General features: G+C 72.1%; 21 protein-coding genes. 13 read left to right on the top strand and 8 right to left on the bottom strand.

Going from position 1 to position 22,268, the window contains the following annotated elements; all coding sequences use genetic code 11:
- Window positions 1-4 precede the first annotated feature (4 nt).
- The 5 genes from PCA76_RS18135 (at window position 5) to PCA76_RS18155 (ending at window position 4,791) form a co-directional block, all read left to right on the top strand.
- A complete protein-coding gene (locus PCA76_RS18135) occupies window positions 5-997 on the top strand; it encodes an FAD binding domain-containing protein (RefSeq protein WP_272611620.1) in 993 nt (330 codons plus the stop codon).
- Entirely contained in the window at window positions 994-3,093 is a 2,100-nt protein-coding gene (locus PCA76_RS18140; protein WP_272611621.1) for a xanthine dehydrogenase family protein molybdopterin-binding subunit, read from the top strand. The genes PCA76_RS18135 and PCA76_RS18140 overlap by 4 nt, the downstream gene beginning before the upstream one ends.
- 28 nt (window positions 3,094-3,121) lie before the next feature.
- Complete coding sequence (locus PCA76_RS18145) at window positions 3,122-3,487, top strand: ArsR/SmtB family transcription factor (RefSeq protein ID WP_272611622.1); 366 nt, start codon at window positions 3,122-3,124, stop codon at window positions 3,485-3,487.
- Window positions 3,487-4,128, top strand: a complete 642-nt coding sequence (locus PCA76_RS18150) for an SRPBCC family protein (protein ID WP_272611623.1) — start codon at window positions 3,487-3,489, stop codon at window positions 4,126-4,128. The genes PCA76_RS18145 and PCA76_RS18150 overlap by 1 nt, the downstream gene beginning before the upstream one ends.
- A gap of 258 nt (window positions 4,129-4,386) precedes the next feature.
- Window positions 4,387-4,791 (top strand): NUDIX domain-containing protein, encoded by a 405-nt coding sequence (locus PCA76_RS18155; protein WP_442930139.1) that lies wholly within the window; start codon window positions 4,387-4,389, stop codon window positions 4,789-4,791.
- A gap of 57 nt (window positions 4,792-4,848) precedes the next feature.
- Here PCA76_RS18155 and PCA76_RS18160 read toward each other — a convergent pair whose 3' ends face one another.
- Window positions 4,849-5,454: a TetR/AcrR family transcriptional regulator gene (locus tag PCA76_RS18160; protein ID WP_272611625.1), complete on the bottom strand. Its 606-nt coding sequence runs from the start codon at window positions 5,452-5,454 to the stop codon at window positions 4,849-4,851.
- A gap of 97 nt (window positions 5,455-5,551) precedes the next feature.
- Here PCA76_RS18160 and PCA76_RS18165 point away from each other — a divergent pair, with 97 nt between their 5' ends.
- Window positions 5,552-6,586 carry an aldo/keto reductase gene (locus PCA76_RS18165; protein WP_272611626.1) on the top strand — a complete coding sequence of 345 codons (1,035 nt, stop codon included), beginning with the start codon at window positions 5,552-5,554 and terminating at the stop codon, window positions 6,584-6,586.
- Window positions 6,587-6,743: 157 nt separating this feature from the next.
- On the opposite strand, the gene PCA76_RS18170 is transcribed toward PCA76_RS18165, so the two are convergent.
- The 3 genes from PCA76_RS18170 to PCA76_RS18180 form a co-directional block, all read right to left on the bottom strand.
- The gene (locus PCA76_RS18170; RefSeq protein ID WP_272619461.1) at window positions 6,744-8,696 is read right to left on the bottom strand and encodes an ABC transporter ATP-binding protein; all 1,953 of its coding nucleotides are present in this window, start codon (window positions 8,694-8,696) and stop codon (window positions 6,744-6,746) included.
- Between the two features lie 104 nt (window positions 8,697-8,800).
- Complete coding sequence (locus PCA76_RS18175) at window positions 8,801-10,240, bottom strand: ATP-binding protein (RefSeq protein ID WP_272611627.1); 1,440 nt, start codon at window positions 10,238-10,240, stop codon at window positions 8,801-8,803.
- A 114-nt stretch (window positions 10,241-10,354) separates the two neighbouring features.
- The gene (locus PCA76_RS18180) at window positions 10,355-12,022 is read right to left on the bottom strand and encodes an FAD-dependent oxidoreductase (protein ID WP_272611628.1); all 1,668 of its coding nucleotides are present in this window, start codon (window positions 12,020-12,022) and stop codon (window positions 10,355-10,357) included.
- 144 nt (window positions 12,023-12,166) lie between these two features.
- Here PCA76_RS18180 and PCA76_RS18185 point away from each other — a divergent pair, with 144 nt between their 5' ends.
- Both PCA76_RS18185 and smpB read left to right on the top strand, forming a co-directional pair.
- Entirely contained in the window at window positions 12,167-14,419 is a 2,253-nt protein-coding gene (locus tag PCA76_RS18185) for a hypothetical protein (protein ID WP_272611629.1), read from the top strand.
- Window positions 14,420-14,444: 25 nt separating this feature from the next.
- A complete protein-coding gene (gene smpB, locus PCA76_RS18190) occupies window positions 14,445-14,936 on the top strand; it encodes an SsrA-binding protein SmpB (RefSeq protein WP_272611630.1) in 492 nt (163 codons plus the stop codon).
- Between the two features lie 94 nt (window positions 14,937-15,030).
- Here the strand turns inward: smpB and PCA76_RS18195 are convergent, their stop codons facing one another.
- Window positions 15,031-15,897 (bottom strand): aldo/keto reductase family oxidoreductase, encoded by an 867-nt coding sequence (locus PCA76_RS18195; protein WP_272611631.1) that lies wholly within the window; start codon window positions 15,895-15,897, stop codon window positions 15,031-15,033.
- Window positions 15,898-16,028: 131 nt separating this feature from the next.
- Here PCA76_RS18195 and PCA76_RS18200 point away from each other — a divergent pair, with 131 nt between their 5' ends.
- The 5 genes from PCA76_RS18200 (at window position 16,029) to PCA76_RS18220 (ending at window position 19,671) form a co-directional block, all read left to right on the top strand.
- On the top strand, window positions 16,029-16,472 hold the full coding sequence (locus PCA76_RS18200) for a winged helix-turn-helix transcriptional regulator (RefSeq protein ID WP_272611632.1): 444 nt from the start codon (window positions 16,029-16,031) through the stop codon (window positions 16,470-16,472).
- Between the two features lie 109 nt (window positions 16,473-16,581).
- Entirely contained in the window at window positions 16,582-17,004 is a 423-nt protein-coding gene (locus tag PCA76_RS18205) for a TOBE domain-containing protein (RefSeq protein WP_272611633.1), read from the top strand.
- On the top strand, window positions 17,001-17,795 hold the full coding sequence (modA, locus tag PCA76_RS18210) for a molybdate ABC transporter substrate-binding protein (protein WP_272611634.1): 795 nt from the start codon (window positions 17,001-17,003) through the stop codon (window positions 17,793-17,795). Before PCA76_RS18205 ends, modA begins: the two co-directional genes overlap by 4 nt.
- Window positions 17,792-18,607 (top strand): ABC transporter permease, encoded by an 816-nt coding sequence (locus tag PCA76_RS18215; RefSeq protein WP_272611635.1) that lies wholly within the window; start codon window positions 17,792-17,794, stop codon window positions 18,605-18,607. The genes modA and PCA76_RS18215 overlap by 4 nt, the downstream gene beginning before the upstream one ends.
- Window positions 18,604-19,671 (top strand): ABC transporter ATP-binding protein, encoded by a 1,068-nt coding sequence (locus PCA76_RS18220; protein ID WP_272611636.1) that lies wholly within the window; start codon window positions 18,604-18,606, stop codon window positions 19,669-19,671. The genes PCA76_RS18215 and PCA76_RS18220 overlap by 4 nt, the downstream gene beginning before the upstream one ends.
- A gap of 14 nt (window positions 19,672-19,685) precedes the next feature.
- On the opposite strand, the gene PCA76_RS18225 is transcribed toward PCA76_RS18220, so the two are convergent.
- The 3 genes from PCA76_RS18225 to PCA76_RS18235 all read right to left on the bottom strand — a co-directional run bounded on the left by PCA76_RS18225 (window position 19,686) and on the right by PCA76_RS18235 (window position 22,092).
- Window positions 19,686-20,099 carry a type II toxin-antitoxin system Phd/YefM family antitoxin gene (locus PCA76_RS18225; protein ID WP_272611637.1) on the bottom strand — a complete coding sequence of 138 codons (414 nt, stop codon included), beginning with the start codon at window positions 20,097-20,099 and terminating at the stop codon, window positions 19,686-19,688.
- Window positions 20,100-20,141: 42 nt separating this feature from the next.
- The gene (locus PCA76_RS18230; protein ID WP_272611638.1) at window positions 20,142-20,714 is read right to left on the bottom strand and encodes a GNAT family N-acetyltransferase; all 573 of its coding nucleotides are present in this window, start codon (window positions 20,712-20,714) and stop codon (window positions 20,142-20,144) included.
- A gap of 151 nt (window positions 20,715-20,865) precedes the next feature.
- The gene (locus PCA76_RS18235; protein WP_272611639.1) at window positions 20,866-22,092 is read right to left on the bottom strand and encodes a hypothetical protein; all 1,227 of its coding nucleotides are present in this window, start codon (window positions 22,090-22,092) and stop codon (window positions 20,866-20,868) included.
- Window positions 22,093-22,268: the final 176 nt, after the last annotated feature.

Here is a 22,268-nt window from a genome sequence, read left to right on the forward strand (position 1 = left end):
CGGCGTGAGGGCCTTCCGCTACCACCGACCGACCGACGTGGCCGACGCGGTCGCCGTGCTCACCGCGGAGCCGCAGGCGGCGTACCTGGGTGGCGGAACCAACCTGGTGGATCTGATGAAACTCGGGGTGCAGCGCCCCGACGTGCTGGTGGACGTGACCCGACTCCCGCTGGACGCTGTCGAGGAGCTGCCCGACGGCGGGCTGCGGATCGGCGCGACCGTCCGCAACAGCGACCTCGCGGCCCACCCGGTGGTGCGCCGGGACTACCCGGTGCTGGCCCGCGCCCTGCTCGCCGCCGCCTCCGGGCAGCTGCGCAACATGGCCACCACCGGCGGCAACCTGTTGCAGCGCACCCGCTGCGTCTACTTCCAGGACACCGGCAAGCCGTGCAACAAGCGTGAGCCGGGCAGCGGTTGCGCCGCGCTGCACGGTCAGAACCGCGACCTGGCGGTGCTGGACTGGTCCGAGCAGTGCGTGGCCACCCACCCGTCCGACCTGGCCGTCGCGCTGGCCGCCCTGGACACGGTGGTGGAGGTGTACGAGGCCGACGGCGCCCGCGACATCCCGATCGCCGCCCTGTACCGCTCCCCCGGCACGCACCCCGAACGGGAGACCACCCTGGCCCGGGGCGCGCTGATCACCGCCGTACGGCTGCCGCCGCTGCCGGCCGCGCGCCGCTCGACGTACCTCAAGGTGCGCGACCGGGCCTCGTTCGCCTTCGCCGCCGGCTCGGTGGCCGCGGTGCTGGACCTCGACGGCGACGTGGTCCGCGACGTGCGCCTGGCATACGGGGCGGTGGCGCACCGGCCGTGGCGGGCCTACCGGGCCGAGGAGGAGCTGCGGGGTCGACCGTTCAGCCCGGAGCTGGCCGCACGGGCCGCCGACGCGGAGCTGGCCGAGGCACGCCCGTTGCGGCACAACGGCTTCAAGGTGCCACTGACCCGGGCCATCACCGTCCGAGCGCTCAGCGAACTGGCCGAGGGGACGACGTCGTGACCGCCGACGCGGTCGGTCGGGCGTACCCCCGGCTTGAGGGTCGCGAGAAGGTCACCGGCACGGCCCGGTACGCGGTGGAGTACCCGGTCGACGGCGTCACCTATGGCTGGGCGGTGCCGGCGGCGGTGGTGCGGGGCCGGATCACCCGGATCGACACGACGGAGGCGCTCGCGTCGCCGGGCATGCTGGCCGTGCTGCACCACGGCAACGCGCCCCGGCTCGCTCCCGCCCAGGAGCCGGACCTGTGGCTGTTGCAGGAGCCGACGGTGCACTACCGGGGGCAGTACATCGCCGTGGTGGTGGCGACCAGCCTGGAGGCGGCCCGCGAGGGCGCCCGGCTGGTCCGGATCGACTACGACGCGGGACCGCACAGCACCGTGCTCACTGATGATCACCCCGGCCTGTACCGGCCGGACCACGTCAACCCCAGCTATCCGACCGACACCGCGGAGGGCGACTTCGACGCCGGGTACGCGGCCGCCCCGGTGCGGGTGGACGCCACGTACCGGACGCCGGCCTACCACAACAACCCGATGGAGCCGCACGCCACCACGGCGCAGTGGCGCGACGGACGACTGCTGGTGCACGACTCCAACCAGGGCGCCTCGTCGGTGCGGGCCACCCTGGCCGAGCTGTTCGCCCTGCCCCCGGAGGCCGTCCGGGTGGTCACCGAGCACGTCGGCGGCGGCTTCGGCAGCAAGGGGTATGCCAAGGCCGCGGTGGTGCTCGCCGCGCTCGCCGCCCGACACGTGGACCGACCGGTCAAGCTGGCGTTGACCCGCCAGCAGCTGTTCGGGCCGGTCGGTTACCGCACCCCCACCATCCAGCGGGTCCGCCTCGCCGCCGACGCCGACGGGCGACTCACCGCGATCTGCCACGACGCGATCAGCCAGACCTCGACCATCCGCGAGTTCGCCGAGCAGACCGCCGTCTACACCCGCAGCATGTACGCCGCACCCCATCGACGCACCACGCACCGGCTGGTCCGCCTGGACGTCCCCACGCCGTTCTGGATGCGCGCTCCGGGCGAGTGCCCCGGCGCGTACGCCCTGGAGTCGGCGATGGACGAGCTGGCGACCGCCGTCGGCATCGACCCGGTGGAGCTGCGGATCCGCAACGACGCGGAGGTCGACCCCGACCAGGGGCAGCCGTTCACCAGCCGCAACCTGGTGGCCTGTCTGCGCGAGGGTGCTCAGCGGTTCGGCTGGACGGACCGGGACCCGACGCCCCGCGCGCGGCGTGACGGACGGTGGCTGATCGGCACGGGGGTGGCCGGGTCGAGCTACCCGGCCCGAGCCAGGCCGTCGTCGGCCACGGCCACCGCCCGGCCCGACGGCGGCTTCCTGGTCCAGGTCAACGCCACCGACATCGGCACCGGCGCCCGAACGGCCATGTGGCAGGTGGCCGCCGACGCGCTCGGGGTGCCACCGGAGCGGGTGGAGATCCGCATCGGTGACAGCGACCTTCCGACCGCGCCGGTGGCCGGAGGCTCGATGGGCACCGCCAGTTGGAGCTGGGCGGTGATCCGCGCGTGTCAGGCGTTGCGCGACAAACTGCGGGACCTCCCCGGTGGGGTGCCGGCGGACGATGCGGTGACCGCCGAGGCGGACACCACCGACGAGGTGGGCGGGCAGCCCGCGCTACCTCGGTACGCGTACGGGGCCCAGTTCGCCGAGGTCCGGGTGGACGCGGACACCGGCGAGGTGCGGCTGAACCGGATGCTCGGGGTGTTCGCGGCCGGCCGGGTGGTGAACCCGACGACGGCGCGCAGCCAGCTCATCGGCGGCATGACGATGGGGCTGTCGATGGCGCTGCACGAGGAGGGCCTGCTCGACGAGCGGTACGGCGACTGGGTCAACCACGACCTGGCGACCTATCACATCACCGGCTGCGCGGACGTGGAGTCCATCGAGGCGTACTGGCTGGACGAGCAGGACGGCGAGCTGAACCCGGCCGGCGTGAAGGGCATCGGTGAGATCGGCATCGTCGGTGCCGCGGCGGTGATCGCCAACGCGGTGCACCACGCCACCGGCGTACGGATCCGGGACCTGCCGATCCGGTTGGACAAGCTCATCGGAGCATCAGCCTTGGCTTAAATAAGCCAGCAGTGATATAAAGATCGTCGTGCACGCCTTCGACGTGCTGGGCGATCCGGTCCGGCGCCGCATCCTGGAACTGCTCGCCAACGGCGAGCAGACCGCCGGCGCGGTCAGCGCGGCCATCCGCGACGAGTTCGGCATTTCCCAGCCCGCCGTGTCCCAGCACCTCAAGGTGTTACGCGACAACGGCTTCGCCACCGTGCGACCAGAGGGCACCCGGCGGCTGTACGCGGTCGACCCGCGCCCACTACGCGAGGTCGACGGCTGGCTGGAACACTTCCGCCGGTTCTGGACCCCGCCCCTGGCGGCACTCGCCACCGAGCTGGCCCGGGGCCGACGTGAGCGTCGGCTGCGCGGGCCCGCCGACCCACCCGACGAGAGGAACACCTGATGTTCGACGCGACCGAGCAGATCAACGCCGTCCAGCGGCAGGTCGGCAGCCGCACCTTGGCGGCCGGCGAGGCTCGGGTGACCACGATCAGCCAGACCTACCAGGCGACGGCCGAGGATCTGTGGGACGCCTGCACCAACGCCGAGCGCATCCCGCGCTGGTTCCTGCCGGTCTCCGGCGACCTGCGGCTGCACGGCACGTACGAACTCCAGGGCAACGCGCACGGCACCATCGAGAGCTGCGAGCCGCCGCACCGCTTCACCGCCACCTGGGAGTACGGCGACGAGGTGAGCTGGATCGAGGTGCGGGTCACCCCGGTCGGCGACGAGCGGGCCCGCCTCGACCTGGACCACATCGCCCACGTCGACCAGGACCGGTGGGCCCAGTTCGGCCCGGGCGCCGTCGGCGTCGGCTGGGACCTCGGCCTGCTCGGCCTAGCCTCCCACCTGGCCGGCGACGGCAGCGGCGTGACCCCGGAGCAGAGCGCCGAATGGAGCGCCTCCGACGAGGGACGACGGGCCATGGAGCTGAGCAGCCACCTGTGGGGTGAGGCGAGCATCGCCGCCGGCACCAACCCCGACGAGGCAAAAGCCGCCGCCACCCGCACCACAGCCTTCTACACCGCCACCCCCGAAGCCTGACCGCGCCCCGCCCCCGCCGCCCGCCCGCGCCCGCCGCGCCCCCGCCGCGCCCCCGCCCCCTTGCCCCGTCGATCTAGGGAGAATCGCTGCTAGTTGATCTACAAACACGGCGATTCTCCCTAGATCGACGGGGTAGCGTGCTGCGGCATGACCCGGACGCCGTACTCGCACTGCTCTTACTGCGGCGCTTCCTACCCGGTGGGGGTTGGGTGGCCGCGGGTGTGCGTGGTTTGCGGGGGGACCGTTTGGCGCAACCCCTTGCCCGTCGCCGTGGCGGTGCTGCCGGTCCGCACGGCCGAGGGCCTGGGCGTGGTGGTGGTCCGCCGGGACATCGAGCCGGCCCGCGGCCTGCTCGCGCTGCCCGGCGGCTTCATCGAGTACGGCGAGGAGTGGTCCGACGCGCTCGTCCGTGAGCTGCGGGAGGAGACCGGACTGATCGCGGCGGCCGAGGACGTCGAACTCTTCGCGGTGCACGGCGCACCGGCAGGCGGCACGATGATGATCTTCGGGGTGCTGCCCGAACGGGCGGCCGAGGACCTGCCACCGTCGGCGCCGACCGAGGAGGCGACCGAGTGGCTGGTGCTCACCAACCCGGCCGAGCTGGCGTTCTCCACCCACACCCGGGTGCTCGCCGACTTCCTCACCCTCGGTCGCACCGCCTGACCGCGCTGGCCCGGCTCCGCCGAACGGATGCCGCCGGGTGGTCACGGCGTCAGGGCGTCAGCTCGGCTGCCGGCGCTCGGCACGGTAACGAAGCCCGTCGACGAGGACGGCGACCGCGCGTCGGCCGTACTCGACACCTCCACCACGCGCGGGTTGACAGAGCAGGGCGACGGCGGTCAACAGGTCCTCGGCGCTGATGTCGGCGCGGATCTGGCCGGTCGCCGCCGCCGCTTCGAGCAGCGACCGGAGAGCGGGTTCGACGCGTTGCAGGAAGTGGCCGGGCAGAGCCTCAAACGCCGGATCGCCCGAGTGCAGGGCTGAGGCGAATCCCGGCTTGGTCGCCAGGAAGTCGATGTACCGGTCGATCCACTTCGCGAGTGCCTCTCCCGGCTCGTGCTCCACCACCAGGGTCCGGGCCGCGTCGGCGACGGCATCCATCTCACGGTGAAGCACGGCCACGATCAGGTCGGAGCGCTGCGGGAAGTGTCGGTACACCGTCCCGACCCCGACGCCGGCCAGATCGGCGATCTCCTTCGCGGGCGCGTCCACCCCCGAGGTGCCGAAGACTGCCTTCGCCGCATCGAGCACCGCATCGATGTTCCGCTGCGCATCGGCGCGGATCCGGCGCGGAGCGCGCTCGCCGGCACCCGTGCTCTCCGTCACCACACACCTCCCCCTTGCATAAGTGGAAAGCCTTTCCGTATGCTTCCGGAATAGCTTTCCGGTTATGTGAGCTTACGACATCGAAGGTGGGAAGCCCATGCAGTACCGCACCCTCGGCCGCACCGGAATCAAGGTCAGCCCTTACGCACTTGGCGCCATGATGTTCGGCACAGCGGCCGGCGTCGGCAACCCCGACCACGACGACTCGATCCGCATCATCCACAAGGCGCTCGACGCGGGGATCAACGTCATCGACACCGCCGACGTCTACTCCTACGGCGAATCCGAGGAGATTGTCGGCGAGGCGCTCAAGGGCCGTCGGGACAGCGTGGTCGTCGCCACCAAGTTCAGCCGCCCGATGGGTGACGACCCCAACCAGCAGGGCATGTCACGCCGCTGGATCATGAACGCGGTCGAGAACTCCCTGCGCCGCCTGCAGACCGACTACATCGACCTCTACCAGATCCACCGCCTGGACCCGTCCACCGACGTCGAGGAGACCCTCTCCGCGCTCACCGACCTGATCCGCAGCGGAAAGGTCCGCACCATCGGGTCCTCCACGACGCCCGCGTCCGAGATCGTCGAGGCCCAGTGGGTCGCCGAGCGGCGCGGCCTGGAGCGGTTCCGCACCGAGCAGCCGCCGTACTCGATCCTCAACCGCGGCATCGAGAGCGAGGTGCTGCCGATCGCGCAGCGCTACGGCATGGGCACGGTCGTGTGGGGTCCGCTCGCACAGGGAACGCTCACCGGACGCATCCGCAAGGGCCAGCAGACCGACCTACGCCGCGTCGCCTTCTTCAAACACATCAGCGACGAACGCCGGCTCGACGCCGTCGAGAAGCTCATCCCGCTCGCCGACCAGGCGGGAATGCCGCTGACACACCTCGCGATGGCGTTCGCGATCGCTCACCCCGGCGTGACCAGCGCCCTGCTCGGTGCGCGCACCATGGAGCAGCTCGACGACCTGCTCGGCGGCCTCGACGTCACGCTCACCGACGAGATCCTCGACCAGATCGACGAGATCGTCCCGCCCGGCACCGACGTCGGCGCGCTCGACCAGGCCTACGTACCTCCGGCCCTGCAGAGCCCGAGCCTGCGCCGCCGGCCGATCGGCGAACGCGCCGCCGTCTGACCTCCCTCGTCCCACCCAGCCCCGCCACGCCGAACACGCCACAGCGGGCGCCGCCCCGCCGGAGCCGCCTCGTACACCGCGAGGCCCTGCCCGCCGCGATCGGCACGCCGCCAAGATCGCGCTGCATCCCGGGTCGGGTCGGGCACGGCCGCGCGGGCTACCGGGTGTCAGCGGGGTGGCGCGTCTCGGTGCCGTCGAGGTAGCCGGCGGCCTGCAATTCGAACAGCTCCCGGTAGAGGCCACCGACCGCCATCAGCTCGTCGTGGTTGCCCTGTTGGACAAGGCGACCCCGGTCCATGACGAAGATCCGGTCGGCGTGTCGGACATTGGCCAGCCGGTGCGTGATCAGGACGACCGCCCGGTCGGGGCGACGGCGCAGGTGCTGGAAAAGGGCGTGTTCGGCGCGGGCGTCCAGGGCTGCCGAGGGTTCGTCACAGATCAGCAGGGCGGCGTCGCGGTAGAGCCCGCGGGCGGCGACCAGCCGCTGCCACTGCCCGCCGGACAGCTCGTGGCCGTCCTTGAACTCCCGGTCGAGCAGGGTGTCGTAGCCGTGCGGCAGGCCGACGATCATGTCGTGCGCGGCAACCGCGCCGGCCGCCTCCTGCACGCTGGGGCCGGATCGTTCCGGCGGGCGGTCGTGTCGGCCGACGCGGATGTTCTGCCCGGCGGTGAACGGGAACTTCCAGTATTCCTGGGTCATCACGGCCACGTGGGCGCCGAGGGCACGCGGGTCCAGCTCGGCGGCGTCGACCCCGTCCCAGCGGATCACCCCACCGGTCGGCCGGTAGAGCCCGGCGATCAGCTTGGCCAGGGTGGTCTTGCCCGAGCCGTTCTCGCCGACCAGCGCGATCACCTCGCCGCGCCGGACGGTCAGGCTGACCTGGTCCACCGCCGGGGCGTCCGTGTCCGGGTAACTCAGGCTGACCTCGTCCAACTCGATCGCGTCGACACCGTCGGCCACCCGGTCGCCGCCGCTCGGCACCCGGGCATGGGCGCGGGCCAGGAAGTCGCGATAGTCCTGGTAGTAGAGGGCGTCCTCGTACAGTGAGTTGGTGGCGATGACCGCCACGCCCAGGCTGGTCCGCGCGGACTGCAGGGCGAGCAGGGCGGTGGCCGCGGCCGCGAGGGCGACCATTCCGTTGAGCAGCAGCCCGCCGAGGACCGCGTACACCCCGAAGGTGGCCAGCCCCGCCACCGTCGCGCCAGCCACCCGCGTGCCCGTCTGTGAGCGGACCAGCCGCAGCTGGGCCCGGGTCTCGACGGCCATCACCCCGCGATACTCGGCAAGCAGGAAATCGCGCATCTGGTACGCGCGCACCTCGGCCGCGGTGTGCCGGTTGGCCATGAGGTGAGCCAGCATCCACATCCGACGCTGCCGGTTGATCCGGGCCAGCATCGCCAGGTACTCACGGCGAGCCATCCGCACCGCGGTGATCGCCTGGGGAATCGCAGCGAACAACAGGCAGGGCAGCAGCAACGGCTGGATGACCGTCACCGCCACGGCCGTTGCGAGCATCCCCACCACGCCGGTGACCAGGTTGACCGTGTGGTCGACGATGTACGCGGCCTCCGCCATCCCCCGGTCCCGCGCCCGGTCCATCTCCTCGGCGAAGCCCGCGTCGTCGAACGCGGCCAGCTCCACCGCGGTGGTGGCCTCGAACAGCCGCAGCTCCACCTGGTAGTTGATCTGCGGAGTCAGCCGGGCCTGTGCCCAGCCGGCGGCGATCGCCAGGCCGCCGCGCGCCGACACCGCCGCCGCGGCCACGATCAGCGCCGGCAGGGCCGCACGGACCCGGTCCGGCGTGGGACCGGCGGCGAACAACTCACGCAGCACGCTGGTCGTGGCCAGCAGACCGAACGTGGTCATCACCCCGGCGGCGATGTTCAGGCCGATGGAGGCGACCGTGTCCTGACGGTTGGTGGCCCAGGCCAGGCCGACCGCCTCCCGGACCAGCCGGGGCAGCCGGCGGGCCACCGCCCAGAAGCTGGTGTGCGCGAACTCCTGCGCGTGATGCAACCATTCGCGCTCCTCCAACTCCGGCAGCATCGTGCCGGCCGGCGGGTCGCCCGGTTGATCGTCGTCCTCGGCAGCGGTGCGCTGGCGGGCCATCGACTCCACGGACCCTCCTCGGGGGCGGGGATCACGGACGCCGCCCGAGACTACTGCCAGCAACCGCCTGATGTCTCCAGGTAGTCGGCGCGTCGTCTGGAGCATCAGGACGTCGTCGGCGCGCCCTCCGTGATCGGCAGCAGCACCCGGAAGGTGGTCCGGCCGGGCTCGGTCTCCACCCGGATGTCGCCGTGGTGCTTGTTGACCACGATCCGGTACGAGATGTCCAACCCCAGCCCGGTGCCCGCACCGACCGGCTTGGTGGTGAAGAACGGCTCGAAGATGCGCGGGCGCACCTCGGGTGGGATGCCGGGACCGGTGTCGGTGATCTCCACCGTCAGCAGGTCACCGATACGTCCGGTGCGGACGGTCAGGACACCCTTCTCCCCCATCGCGCCCAACGCGTTGTCGATCAGGTTGGTCCACACCTGGTTCAGTTCGGCCGCGTACGCCGGGACCGATGGGAGGTTGCGGTCGTACTCGCGGACCAGCTTGACCTCGGCGGGGATCTTCCCCTTGAACATGACCAGTGTGGCGTCGAGCAGGTCGTGCACGTCCACCACCCGGTGCGGCGCGCGGTCCAGCTGCGAGTACTGCTTCGCGGCGCCCACCAGGCCGGAGATCCGAGTGACAGCATCGCCGATCTCGCGCATCAGCAACTCGGTGTCGACGGTGTAGGTGAGCCAGCGCACCGCTGCCTCCAGGTCCGCGGCGCCGACCGCCGCCTTCACCTGCGCCAGCCAGGCCGCGTCGAGCCCGCCACCGACAAGAATCGGCGCCAGATCCCAGGCATTGCCGACCCCGTGCTCCTCCAGCCAGTCGGTGAGGGTGTCCTCGGCGTCGGCGGTGGCCATCGGGGTCAACTTCGGCGCGGTGGCGACCCGGGCGACCGCCTCCTCCTGCAACGCGACGAGACCGTGCAGGGCGGTGCCGTCGAGCCGACCGTCGGCGATCATGGCGAGCTTGTGCCGCATCCCGGCGACACGGTTGCGCAGCACCGACGTGGCCCGCACCGCCGCCGCGGCCGGGTTGTTCAGCTCGTGGGTCAGACCCGCCGAGAGCGAGCCGAGGGCCAACAGCCGCTCCCGTTCGCCGACGATGGTCTGGGAGGCCCGCATCCCGAAGAACAGCCCCTCCAGCAGGTGCGTGGGCATCGGGAACCACGACCGCAGGGCATGCGCGAAGTCCTCCGCCGGCAGCACGAAGAAGTCCGCGTCGGTCACCGCCCGCAGACTGTTGCGGTAGACCTGCTCGACCTGGTCACCGAGGTACGCCTGAACAGCCCCGCCGTACACCCCGCGCTGGTCGGTCCGGCTGACCTCGACCTCGTCGCCGTGCACCTGCCGGCTCAACGCCACCGCACCACGCACCAGCACGAAGAAGCAGGTCGCGGGCTCGCCCTCGCCGTACACGAGGGTGCCCCCGGCGCGCTGCTCGACCCGGCCATGCTCGGCCAGCCAGTCGAGCTGCCCGTCGTCGAGGGACTCGAACAGGAACAGGGTGCGCAGCTGCGCGGGTGTCAGCCGGTCAGACTCGATGCTCACTGGGCCTCCTTCATTCGCGACTGCGGGGCTCGCAAACCCGGCTCACTCCTCGCGCTCACTGGGCCTCCTTCGTTCGCGACTGCGGGGCTCGCAAACCCGGCTCACTCCTCGCGCTCACTGGGCCTCCAGGTAGCGGTGCACGAGCGAAACGGCCATCGCACCTTCGCCGACGGCCGAGGCGACCCGCTTGACCGACTCGGACCGCACGTCCCCGGCGGCGAACACCCCCGGCACGCTGGTCTCCAGGTGGTACGGGTCGCGCGACAGCGACCAACCGGCCGGCCGCCGCCCCCCGGCGAGCAGATCCGGGCCGGTGACGATGAAGCCGCGCCCGTCGCGGACCAGCACCCCGTCCAGCCAGTCGGTGCGGGGCTCCGCGCCGATGAAAATGAACAGCCAGGAGGTGTCGACCGAGCGGGCCTCCCCGGTGCGGGTGTCGCAGAGGGTGAGCCGTTCCAGGTGGTCCTCCCCCGCCCCGCCGACCACGGCGGTGTGCGGGTGCACGGTGATGCGGTCGATGCGTTCCAGCTGGTCGATCAGGTAACGCGACATCGAGGCGGTCAGGTCCGCGCCTCGGATCAGCAGGTGCACCCTCGACGCGTACCGGGAGAAGTGCACTGCCGCCTGGCCGGCGGAGTTGGCCCCGCCGACGATGTAGACGTCCTGCTCGACGCAGCTCGGCGCCTCGGTGGCGGCCGCACCGTAGAACACCCCCCGGCCGGTGAAGTCGGCCAGTCCGGGGGCGTCGAGAACCCGGTACGACACCCCGGTGGCCAGCACCACCGTGTGCGCCGCGATCTCGGAGCCGTCGCCGAAGCGCAGCAACCGGGCACCGCCGGCCTCGCTCAGACCGACCACCTCCCGGGCGCTGAGCAACTCGGCGCCGAACTTGACCGCCTGCCGCCGGGCCCGATCGGTCAACTGCGCCCCGGAGACGCCGTCCGGGAAGCCCAGGTAGTTCTCGATGCGGCTGCTCTGCCCGGCCTGCCCGCCGGTCGCCCGTCGCTCGACCAGCACGGTGCGCAGCCCTTCCGACGCGCCGTAGACCGCCGAGCCGAGGCCGGCGGGACCACCGCCGATCACGACCAGGTCGTAGAAGTCGGACGCGGGCACCACGGTCAACCCGGCCAGCGCGGCCAACTCGGCCTCGCTCGGGGCGATCAACGCCTTGCCCTCGGAGGTCACCACCAGCGGCACATCCGCCTCGGTGGCCCCGGCCGCGTCGAGCAGCCGGACGCCCTCCGGGTCGTCGGACAACAGCCAGCGGTACGGCACCAGGTTGCGGGCCAGGAAGTCGCGGACCTTGAACGACGGTGCCGACCAGCGGTGCCCGACGACCCGGATCTCGGCGCTCGCCGCGTCCGGGGTGACCGCCCACGCCTCCAGCAACCCGTCGACCACGGGATACAGCTTCTCCTCCGGCGGATGCCAGGGCTTGAGCAGGTAGTGGTCCAGGTCGACCACGTTGATCGCCTCGATCGCGGCGTCGGTGTCCGCGTACGCGGTGAGCAGCACCCGGCGGGCGGCCGGGAAGATGTCCATCGCGGCCTCGAGGAACTCGACGCCGGTCATCTCCGGCATCCGGTGATCAGCCAGCAGCAGCGCCACCTGCTCGCCGCGCAGCTTGACCTCCCGTAGCGCGTCCAGCGCCTCCGGCCCGGAGGAGGCACGCAGCACCCTGTACCGGTCGCCGTAGCGGCGCCGGATGTCCCGAGCCACCGCCCGCGACACCACGGGGTCGTCGTCGACGGTCAGGATCACCGGGTTCGCCATGTCGCCCATGAAACCACCCGCCAGGGGGCGACCGCACCACCGCCCAGGCCGCGAAGCGCGGTTGACCAGGCCCGGGATGGGTAAGCCGGTGAGCCGCGCGGGCGGTCGCACACCGACGACCCGCCCGGATGCCGCGCACACCTCGGGGGGCCCATGGCGGACGCGTCGCCGACCGAACCGACGACGTCGGGCCAGGTCGTGGAGTTGCGTGTGCACGGCGTTTCCAGGGCGGGCGCCGACCAGGTGCTGAACCGGCCGCACCTGCAGCAGGTCGCCGGGGACCGCAACGGCGGTTTCTACCGTCCGCGCGCCGGCTATCCGGGCGCCACCGGGCCGGGCGGGGTGACGCTGGAGGCGTACCGCTGGAGTGACCTGCCGTCCGGCACGGCCGTGCGGACCCTGTCGTTGGTGTTTCTGCTGCCGTTCATGCTCTGCAACGTGGCGCTCTGGATGCGCCCGGGAAACCCCGGCTCGAAGCACGTCGTCCTCGCGCTGTGCCGGGTGCTCGCGCTCACCCTCACGATGCTCTACGTCCTGTCCATCGTCGGGGTGGCGCTGGACCTGGTTGCCTGGCGCTGTATGGGCACCCCGTCCTGCATGGCCGGGCGGAGCTGGCTGTCCTGGCTCGGCGGGCGCTCGCCGGGGCTGCGCCTGGGCGTGCTGTCGGTGGTGCCGGTCGCCGCCATCGGGATCGTCTGGTGGCTGGGTTCGCGCCAGGGCCACCCGTTCGACGCCTTCCGAACCCCGGTGGAGCAGACCTCGGCGCACCGGTTGAGCGGCGTCGGTCAGTGGGACGCCGCGCCGCTGGTCGGCCGGCTGCGCTCGGTGCACGTGGCGGCCTCGTTCGCCACCCTGGACGGCAGTCTGCTGGCCGCCCGGGCAAGTCAGCACTCCTCGCCGGTGATGGTGGCGCTGGTGGTGGCCTGCGGGGCGGTGCTGCTCACCTGCCTGGCGCTGCTCACCTCCGTGCGGGTCATCGACCGGCTCGGTCGGGAACGCCGGGTGGACGGGTTCATCCGTGCACTGCGCACGGTCACCTGCGGTCTGACGATCCTGGTGATCGTGCACGTCATGAGGAGCCCGGCACCGTGGCCGCAGGGCGGTTCGCTGCCCGGGTACGGCGCGATCATGGCCTGGCTGTTCGTCAGTCAGACCGTGCTGGTGGCCATCCTCGCCGCCGTGGTCCTCTGGTGCCGGGGCGGACGGCAGCGGAAGGGTACGCCCCGGAGTGGGCCGCTGCGCGCACTGGGCGCGCCGGTCTTCGTGACGATCGCCGCCGGGTTCGCCGTGGCGTTCTCCGCAGAGTTGGTCTATCGGGTGTCGGACCTGCTGGACCGCGACGGGGACACCGCGGACTCACTGGAGACCAGCCCGCCACTGGCGTACAAATGGGCGATCTTCGGGTTTTTCCTGGCGGTGATGAGCGCGTTGCTGCTCGCGGGCGTGATCACCGTGCTGACCCGGCGACGCCGGCGACGGGCGGCGGCCGCCATCGTGGCAGCCGACTTCCCGGTTGCGCCGCCGGAGGCCGCCCAGCGGCTCCGGCAGGTCGAGCAGGCGGTGGCCCGAGCCCGGTTCACCGAGCGGCTGGAACCGCTGACCCTGGTCTACGCCTGCCTGGCCGCGCTGGGCCTGGCGACCAGCGTGCTGGGCCTGGTCCAGCTCTATCCCGGCGACGTGCTCCAGCGCTTCATCGGGGTGCCCGCCGACCTGGTCGACTTCCTGATCGGGCTGGGCAGCTACACGATCGCCGCCATCATCGTCGGCCTGGTGCTCGGCGGCATCTTCGCCTACCGGACGGCGCCGTTCCGCCGGTACGTGGGCGTGCTGTGGGACCTGGGAACCTTCTGGCCCCGAGCGGCGCACCCCTTCGCCCCGCCCTGCTACGCCGAGCGGGCCGTGCCGGAGCTGACCAAACGGATCACCTACCTCGTGGATCAGGGCAACGGGGTGCTGCTGGCCGGGCACAGCCACGGCTCGGTGCTGCTCGCCGCAACGGTGCTGCAACTGCCGCCCCGGATCACCGACCGGGTCGCCCTGTTGACCTACGGGTCCCCGCTGCAACGGTTGTACTCGCGCCTGTTCCCCGCGTACGTCGACGAGGAGGCGCTGCACGAGATCGGTCAGCGGGTCGGCTGGCGCTGGGTGAACCTGTGGCGGGACACCGACCCGATCGGCGGCTGGATCTTCGCCTCGCACCGCCCGGGCGACACCGAGACGTCGACCGGCCCGCCGGCGTCGGTGGACCGCCGATTGAAGGACCCGCAAGGCGTGGTGCCGCCGCCCAGCGACAGCGTGCCGCCCCCGATCCTGGCGCACCTGCCCTGCGAGTCGCAGGAGGAGTTCGCGAGCGCCGTGCGGGACCTGGCCGAACGGTTGCGCGCCGGACGGCGGCGCACCGGCTGACCCGGCGGCCGGATATCGTCGCCGCGTGAGCAGGTCCCAGCAACCCGAACGCCGACTGATCGCCTCCAACAAGAAGGCCCGGCACGAGTACACCGTGCTCCGCACCTACGAGGCGGGCATCGTGCTGGTCGGCACCGAGGTGAAGTCGCTGCGCGAGGGTCGGGCCTCGCTGGTCGACGCGTTCGCGCACGAGCGCGACGGCGAGATCGTGCTGTACGGCCTGCACATCGCCGAGTACACCTATGGCACGTGGACCAACCACGCCCCCCGCCGCAACCGCAAGCTGCTGCTGCATCGGGCCGAGATCGACCGGATCCTGGACAAGGTCCGCGAGGGCGGGGTGACCCTGGTCCCGCTGTCGATGTACTTCGAGAACGGCTACGCCAAGGTCGAGCTGGCCCTGGCCAAGGGCAAGCGCTCGTACGACAAGCGGCAGACGTTGGCCGAGCGGGACGCCAACCGGGAGATCGCCCGCGAACTGGGCCGGCACCTCAAGGGCCACCCCCGCCGGCCCTGACCTCCCAAGGTCACCCGTCCGGGTCGCGGGCGGTTCCTCAGGGTCGGGCAGGTCGGGCGAGGGTGCCCCGAGGTCACCTTCGACGTCCTCGGGGCTAGCGGCCGATCTTGTCCAGCTCGGCGACGTCGTCGTCGCAGAGGGAGAGCGCCGCGCCCGCGATGTTCTCGCGCAGGTGTGTCGTGGACGAGGTGCCCGGGATCAGCAGGATGTTCGGCGAGCGCCGCAGCAGCCAGGCCAGGGCGACAGACATCGGTGTTGCCTCCAGCCGGGCGGCCACGGCCGAGAGCGCCGAGGACTGCAGCGGGCTGAAGCCGCCGAGTGGGAAGAACGGCACGTAGGCGATGCCCTGGTCGGCGAGGGCATCGATCAGCTCGTCGTCCTGGCGGTGCGCGAGGTTGTACATGTTCTGCACGCACACGATCGGCGCGATCGTCTGCGCCTCGGCGACCTGTTCCGGCGTCGCGTTGCTCACTCCGAGGTGCCGGATCAGGCCCTGCTGCTGAAGTTCGACGAGTGCCTCGAGCGCCTCGGCGACCGAACCGGGCTGGGGTCCTTCGGCATCGCCGAGCCGGAGGTTGACCAGGTCGAGCACGTCGAGACCGAGGGTCGTGAGGTTCTCGTGCACCGATCGGCGCAGGCTTTCCGGGTCACGGGCCGAGGGCCAGCCGCCCTGCTGGTCGCGGTTCGCGCCGACCTTGGTCACGATGTGCAGCGCGTCGGGGTACGGGTGCAGCGCTTCCCGGATCAGCTGGTTGGTGACATGCGGCCCGTAGGCCTCGGCGGTGTCGATGTGGGTGATGCCGAGTTCGACGGCCTCGCGGAGGACGGCGAGTGCGCCGTCGTGGTCGGCCGGCGGTCCCATGACCCAGGGGCCGGCGAGCTGCATGGCGCCGTAGCCGAACCGGGTGACGGTCAAATCTCCCAGCGTCCTGGTGCCGCCGGGAAGGGAAGTGGAGGCCATGCTCATACCTCTGACTTTCGTGTCGCGCTGAGCGTTCCGGTGTATCGCGGATACCTGCTCCACTATCAGGCGGTAACTTCATAACGGGAAGTAGGCACCCAGAGGTTCGTAACGCACCGAGGAGCGGTTCGATGGCAACGACGACAGCGGCGCAGAAGAGGGCACAGGCCAAGGTGGAATATGACGCTTTCCTGGCCCAATGTCCCAGCCGCAAGCTGCTCGACCGGATCGCGGACAAGTGGGTCACGTTGGTTCTGGCCGCGCTGCGCACCGACGGCTCGCAGCAGTTCAGCGCCGACTGCGCCGGTGAGCCCCGGTCGATGCGGTACTCGGAACTGTCGCGCCTGCTGGCCGGCGTCAGCCAGAAGATGCTGACTCAGACGCTGCGCTCCCTGGAACGCGACGGTCTGGTCACCCGCACTGTGGTGCCGACCGTGCCCGTCACGGTCACCTACGAGCTGACCGACCTCGGCCTCTCCCTGCATCAGGTGATACGCGGCTTGAAGGGCTGGGCCGAAACGCACATGGACGACGTGCTCGCCAACCGCGCGACGTACGACCACCACGTCGCCTGAGAGGACGGCGCATGGTCGCGCAACTACGGCCGGAAAAACCCACAGGAGTACGCAGACACAATCCTTTCCGGGCTTTCCAGCTCGCAGATGCGGACGCTAGGGTGGGCCGGTGACGACGTTCCGGATCGGTGAGGCGGCCGACCTGCTCGGTGTCAGCGCCGACACGATTCGCCGCTGGGTGGACGCCGGGCGGCTGGCCGCCGGGCGCGACGAGCACGGCCACCGGATCATCGACGGCGTCGACCTGGCTGCGTTCGCCCGCGCACAGGCCGCCGACCCGGACGCGGGCGCCGAATTCTCGTCGGCCCGCAACCGGCTGCGCGGCATCGTCGTCGATGTCCGCAAGGACACCGTGATGGCACAGGTCGACATCCAGGCCGGCCCGTTCCGCGTCGTGTCACTGATGAGCCGGGAGGCGGTCGATGAGCTCGACCTGCGGGTCGGGTCGGTGGCCGTCGCGGTGATCAAGTCGACCACGGTGGTGGTGGAGCGGGCCGCTCCCCCGGCAGCGAGAGGAAGGGCCGGCGGATGAGCACGCCGAGACTGCGTACGACCCTGGTTGCCCTGGTGGCGGTTGCCGGGCTGGCGGTGGCGGGCTGCGGCGCGGGCGACGACCGGGCATCCGGTGGTGTCGCCGACGGCCGGGTCACCGGCGCGGTGACGGTGTTCGCGGCCGCCTCGCTGACCGAGTCGTTCACCCGGCTCGGGAAGGACTTCGAGGCCGCCAACCCGGGCAGCACCGTGACCCTCAACGTCGCCGGCAGCTCCGCCCTCGCCAACCAGATCAACCAGGGTGCGCCGGCGGACGTGTTCGCCTCGGCCGCTCCGGCGAACATGACCACGGTCACCGAGGCCGGCAATGCCGACGGCACACCGAGCACCTTCGCCCGCAACCAGTTGGTGATCGCGGTGCCTCGGGGCAACCCGAAGGGGGTGGCCGGGTTGGCCGACCTGACCCGGCCGGGTGTGAAGGTGGCGCTCTGCGCGACCCAGGTGCCCTGCGGAGCGGCGGCCCGCACCGCGCTGGACGCGGCCAGCGTCGCGCTGACACCGGTCACGCTGGAGCAGGACGTCAAGGGCGCCCTGGCCAAGGTGAAGCTCGGCGAGGTCGACGCGGCCCTGGTCTACCGCACGGACGCGCGGGCAGCGAGCGCCGACGTGACCGGCGTGGAGTTTCCCGAGTCGGCACGAGCGATCAACGACTACCCGATCGTCGCGCTGAAGGACGCGCCGAATCCGGCGGGCGCGCGGGCCTTCGTCGCGTACGTCCGGTCGGCGTCGGCGCAGGCGGTCCTCGCCGAGGCCGGCTTCCAGGCTCCGTGAGCCAGGTCCTCGACCGCGCCGCGCCGCGACGGCGGGGGCGGGTGCCGGCGGCGCTGCTGATCCCCGCCGGGTTGGGGCTGCTCTTCCTCGTCCTGCCACTGGCCGGGCTGGTCATCCGGGCGCCATGGGCGACGCTGCCGGAGCGGCTCACCGAGCCGGGCGCGCTCACCGCTCTGCGGCTCTCGGTGCAGACGGCGACCCTGGCCACCGTGCTCTGCCTGCTGCTCGGGGTGCCGCTCGCCTGGGTGCTGGCGCGGGTTGAGTTCCCCGGCCGCCGACTGGTACGCGCGCTGGTCACCGTGCCCCTGGTGCTGCCGCCGGTGGTCGGCGGGGTCGCGCTGTTGCTGGTCTTCGGCCGGCGTGGGCTGCTCGGCGGCTGGCTGGACGCCACGTTCGGTATCACCCTGCCCTTCACCACCGCGGGTGTCGTGTTGGCCGAGTCGTTCGTGGCCATGCCGTTCCTGGTCATCGCCGTGGAGGGTGCGTTACGCGCCGCCGACCACCGCTACGAGGAGGCCGCCGCGACGCTGGGCGCCAGCCGATGGACCACCTTCACCCATGTCACGCTGCCGCTGGTGGCGCCCGGGTTGGCCGCCGGCGCGGTGCTGTGCTGGGCGCGGGCGCTCGGCGAGTTCGGTGCCACCATCACCTTCGCCGGCAACTATCCCGGCCGGACGCAGACCATGCCGCTCGCCGTCTACCTGGCGTTGGAGACCGACCTGGAGTCCGCGATCGTGCTCAGCCTGGTGCTGCTCGTCGTCTCGGTGGGCATCCTGGTCGCGTTGCGGGACCGCTGGATGACCAGCGCATGAGCGGTGCACTGCTCGATGCCCGGCTGGTCGTCGACCGGGGGGCCTTCCGGCTCGACGTGCCGCTGCGGGTCGCGCCCGGCGAGGTGGTCGCGCTGCTCGGCCCGAACGGCGCCGGTAAGACCACCGCGCTGCGCGCGCTGGCCGGGTTGCATCCACTCACCGACGGGCACGTCACTCTCGACGGCACCGACCTGGACCGCCCGGCGACGCGAGGCTGGGTGCCCACCGAACGCCGGTCGATCGGCGTGGTCTTCCAGGAATATCTGCTCTTTCCGCATCTCAGCGCTCTGGACAACGTGGCCTTCGGGCCGCGCCGGCACGGCGTCGACCGGCGGGCCGCACGTGCCACGGCCCGAGACTGGCTCGAACGAGTGGGGCTTGACGCGCAGGCGCAGCGCCGCCCCCGGCAGCTCTCCGGCGGTCAGGCACAGCGGGTGGCGCTGGCCCGCGCGCTGGCCGTCGCGCCTGCGCTGCTGCTGCTGGACGAGCCGCTCGCGGCACTGGACGCCCGCACCCGGCTGGACACCCGCGCCGAACTGCACCGCCACCTGTCCGCCCACCCGGGCGCGACGGTGCTGGTCACCCATGACCCGCTGGACGCGCTGGCGCTGGCCGACCGGCTGGTCATCGTCGAGGCCGGCCGGGTCGTGCAGGAGGGCGACGGGCCGAGCGTCACCGCCCGCCCGCGCACCGACTACGTCGCCCGGCTCGTCGGGCTCAACCTCTACCGTGGTCGGGCCGAAGGGCATGGGGTACGGGTCGCGCCGGAGCTGACCCTCACGGTCGCCGACCGGCTCGACGGCGAGGCCTTCGTGGCATTCCGCCCGGCCGCGGTGGCCCTGCACCCGACCCGACCGGAGGGCAGCCCGCGCAATACCTGGGCGGGCACCGTGGCCGGCGTCCAGCGGCACGGCGACAACGTACGGGTGCAACTCGACGGGCCGATCGGAGTGGCCGCCGACGTGACGCCGGCCGCCGCCGCCCAGCTGCGGCTGATCGCCGGCCAACGGGTCTGGGTGGCGGTCAAGGCGGCCGAGACGCACGCCTACCCGGCCACGGGCTAATCCCCGGGGTGACGTCAGCCGGCGAGCAGGTCGGCGTGCGCGGCGCGCAGCCGGGCCAGCGTCGGGTCGCTGCCCGGGATGACCCGCCGATCCAGCTCGGCCCACGCCTCGGCCAGCGCCGCGCGGACCGCACCCAGCTCGGCGGCGTGCCGCTGACTGCTGCGCCGGTGCTGCTCTTCGAGGCGCCGGGCCCAACCGGCGGTGACCGTGGCGAGCCGGTCGGCGTCGGCGCGGGCCTGCGCACCGCTGCGGGCGGCTGCGGCGGGGACGATCGCGGCAACCGGGCGGGGATCGCCGTCGCGGGTGACGACGGTGACCGCGTCGGTCAGCTCGGCCAGCGCGACGAGCTGGCTGAACCGGGTGCGCGCCTCACGCAGCGGCACGGAACGCGGCGGGTTGGAATGAGGGGTGAGCGCGGGGACGGCCATGGATGCATGGTGCCGCCGGGGTACGACAGAAATCCGCTGTCGTCAGTGGACGGTCGGTTCCGGGCCAGCCGGCGGAGCAGTCCACTCGTCGGCCAGCACCGACCAGATTTCGAGGTCCATGCGTCCGTGCGGGCTCGGGTAGACCTGCCGGAGCGTGCCGTCGAGGCGCAGGCCGAGCCGGCGGGCGAGCGCGATGCTGCGGGCGTTCTCGGCGTTGGTCCGCCACTCCACCCGCTGGATGCCGCGCTCGCGCACCGCCCAGTCGATGATCCGGCGGACCGCAGGCGCGACCATGCCGCGCCCCTGCGCCGACGGCTCCACCCAGCAACCAACCTCGCAGACGCCCAGCGCGACGTCGAACGACACGAACATGACGCCGCCGACCAGCGTGCCGCGCCACCACAGCCCCCAGATGCCACCGGTGTCGCTGGCCCACCGGTCGGCGTACCGCTGCAACACCGCCCGGGCCGACGGCAGGTCGGTGGCGACGAAGGACGGCGACACCCAGGGCTGGATGTGTTCCCGGGCCCGGTCCAGGTTGGCGAGGAACTCCTCGGCCCGCCACGGGTCCAGCGGGCGCAACTCGACCTCCTCGGTCAGCGGCAGGGCGAACACCGGGCCTCCAGTCGAGTGCGCGTCGAACGTCGGTAGCAGGCTCGCACAGCCACGTCGCTCGTCCCACGCCGGGCAGGCCGCCCTCGCGTCAGGCCGGCCGCACCCACGGCTCGAACCTTGCCTCATCCCGCCCCGACGGCGGCCGGGTCAATCAGATGATCGTGTGGGTCCAGTAGCTGAGCCAGAGCACGAACAGCGCGCCCTGCACCACGGCGAGCGCCGCGGTCAGCCACACGTCGACGCTGGCGCGACGGGCCCAGCGGGCCAGCACCAGGGCCACCGGGAAGGCTGCGAGCAGGTAGCGCAGCAGGCTCTTGTACACCGCCGGGCCCATCGAGAGGGGCACCAGCACCATGAGTACGCCGTACATCAGGTAGGCCAGCTCCCGGCGGCGGAACCCGGCGACCAGCACGGCCAACACGGCCACCGCGAACCAGACCCGGGCGGCGTCGCGCGGCTCTCCGGCCAGCCCGTTGAGCAGCACCGGCAGCGGGTTCTGCACCCTGATCCCCCAACCGGTCTGCTGGGCGTGCTGGTAGGCGAACCAGTCCCCGCCGCGCCACCGACAGAACGCCATGAAGGTGAACCACCCGGCGGGCAGCAGCAGCAACGGCCAGCCAGTCCGCAGGTAGCCGAGCAGGGCGCGCGGGCCGAGCCGCCAGTCGTGTTGGCGGAGCAGCACCAGGGCCAACGGCAGCGCGACGAGCAGGCCCACCGACCGGCTCATCGCCAGGAAGTAACCGAGCACACCGACCAGCAGCCACTGGCGCCGCTCGGCGTGGTAGAACGCGGCCAACGCGAGGCAGACGAAGAGCGACTCGGTCAGCGCGGCCTGGAAGAGGAACGCGGTCGGCAGCAGCACCAGGTACCGGGTGAAGCGGCGAGCCGCGTCCGCGCCGCCGAGCAGCAGCTCGGCCAGCCGGTAGCCGTACCAGAGTGCCAGCAGGAACGCGACGTTGCTGATCAACAGCAGGGCCAGCGCGTTGTCGCCACCGAGCAGCGCGCCGACCGGTCGGGCCAGGAACGGGTAGAGCAGGGGGAAGCCGAAGTCTCCCCACGGCCCGGTCAGGGGCAGCTCGCTCAGCCGTAGGTAGAGCAGCGCGTCCCAGGCGAACCAGAAGGAGATCCACCGGTGCCCGGAGACCTCCCGCTGCTGCGCCCACATCAACGCCTCGTCCGGCGGCGGCGCTCCGGGGATGCCGTCCCAGGCGTGCAGGACCAGCAGCCCGAGCAGGGTCAGCAGGACCTTCGCGCCGAGGAACAGGCCGATCACGTACGGCCAGGGCGTCGGCACCCGACGGGCCGCGCGCGCTGCGACCTGGCCAGCCGGGGTCAACCGGGCGGCCAGCGCCGCCGCGCCGCTCCGCCACCGGTGCATCCGCCCCGCTCCCCCGGTCCGCCGGCCCGCCCGCCGCGCGGAGGGTGTCGCCCCTCCCGTTGTACGCCGCCGCGCGACCCGCCGAAGCGGAAACGACCCATCACCAAGGGTGACATTCGGTGCAGAACGGGTACGCGCCGCGCCTCAACCATGACGGTGAGCAGGGAGCGCGGCAG

The organism is Micromonospora sp. LH3U1 (assembly GCF_028475105.1).
GTDB lineage: Bacteria > Actinomycetota > Actinomycetes > Mycobacteriales > Micromonosporaceae > Micromonospora.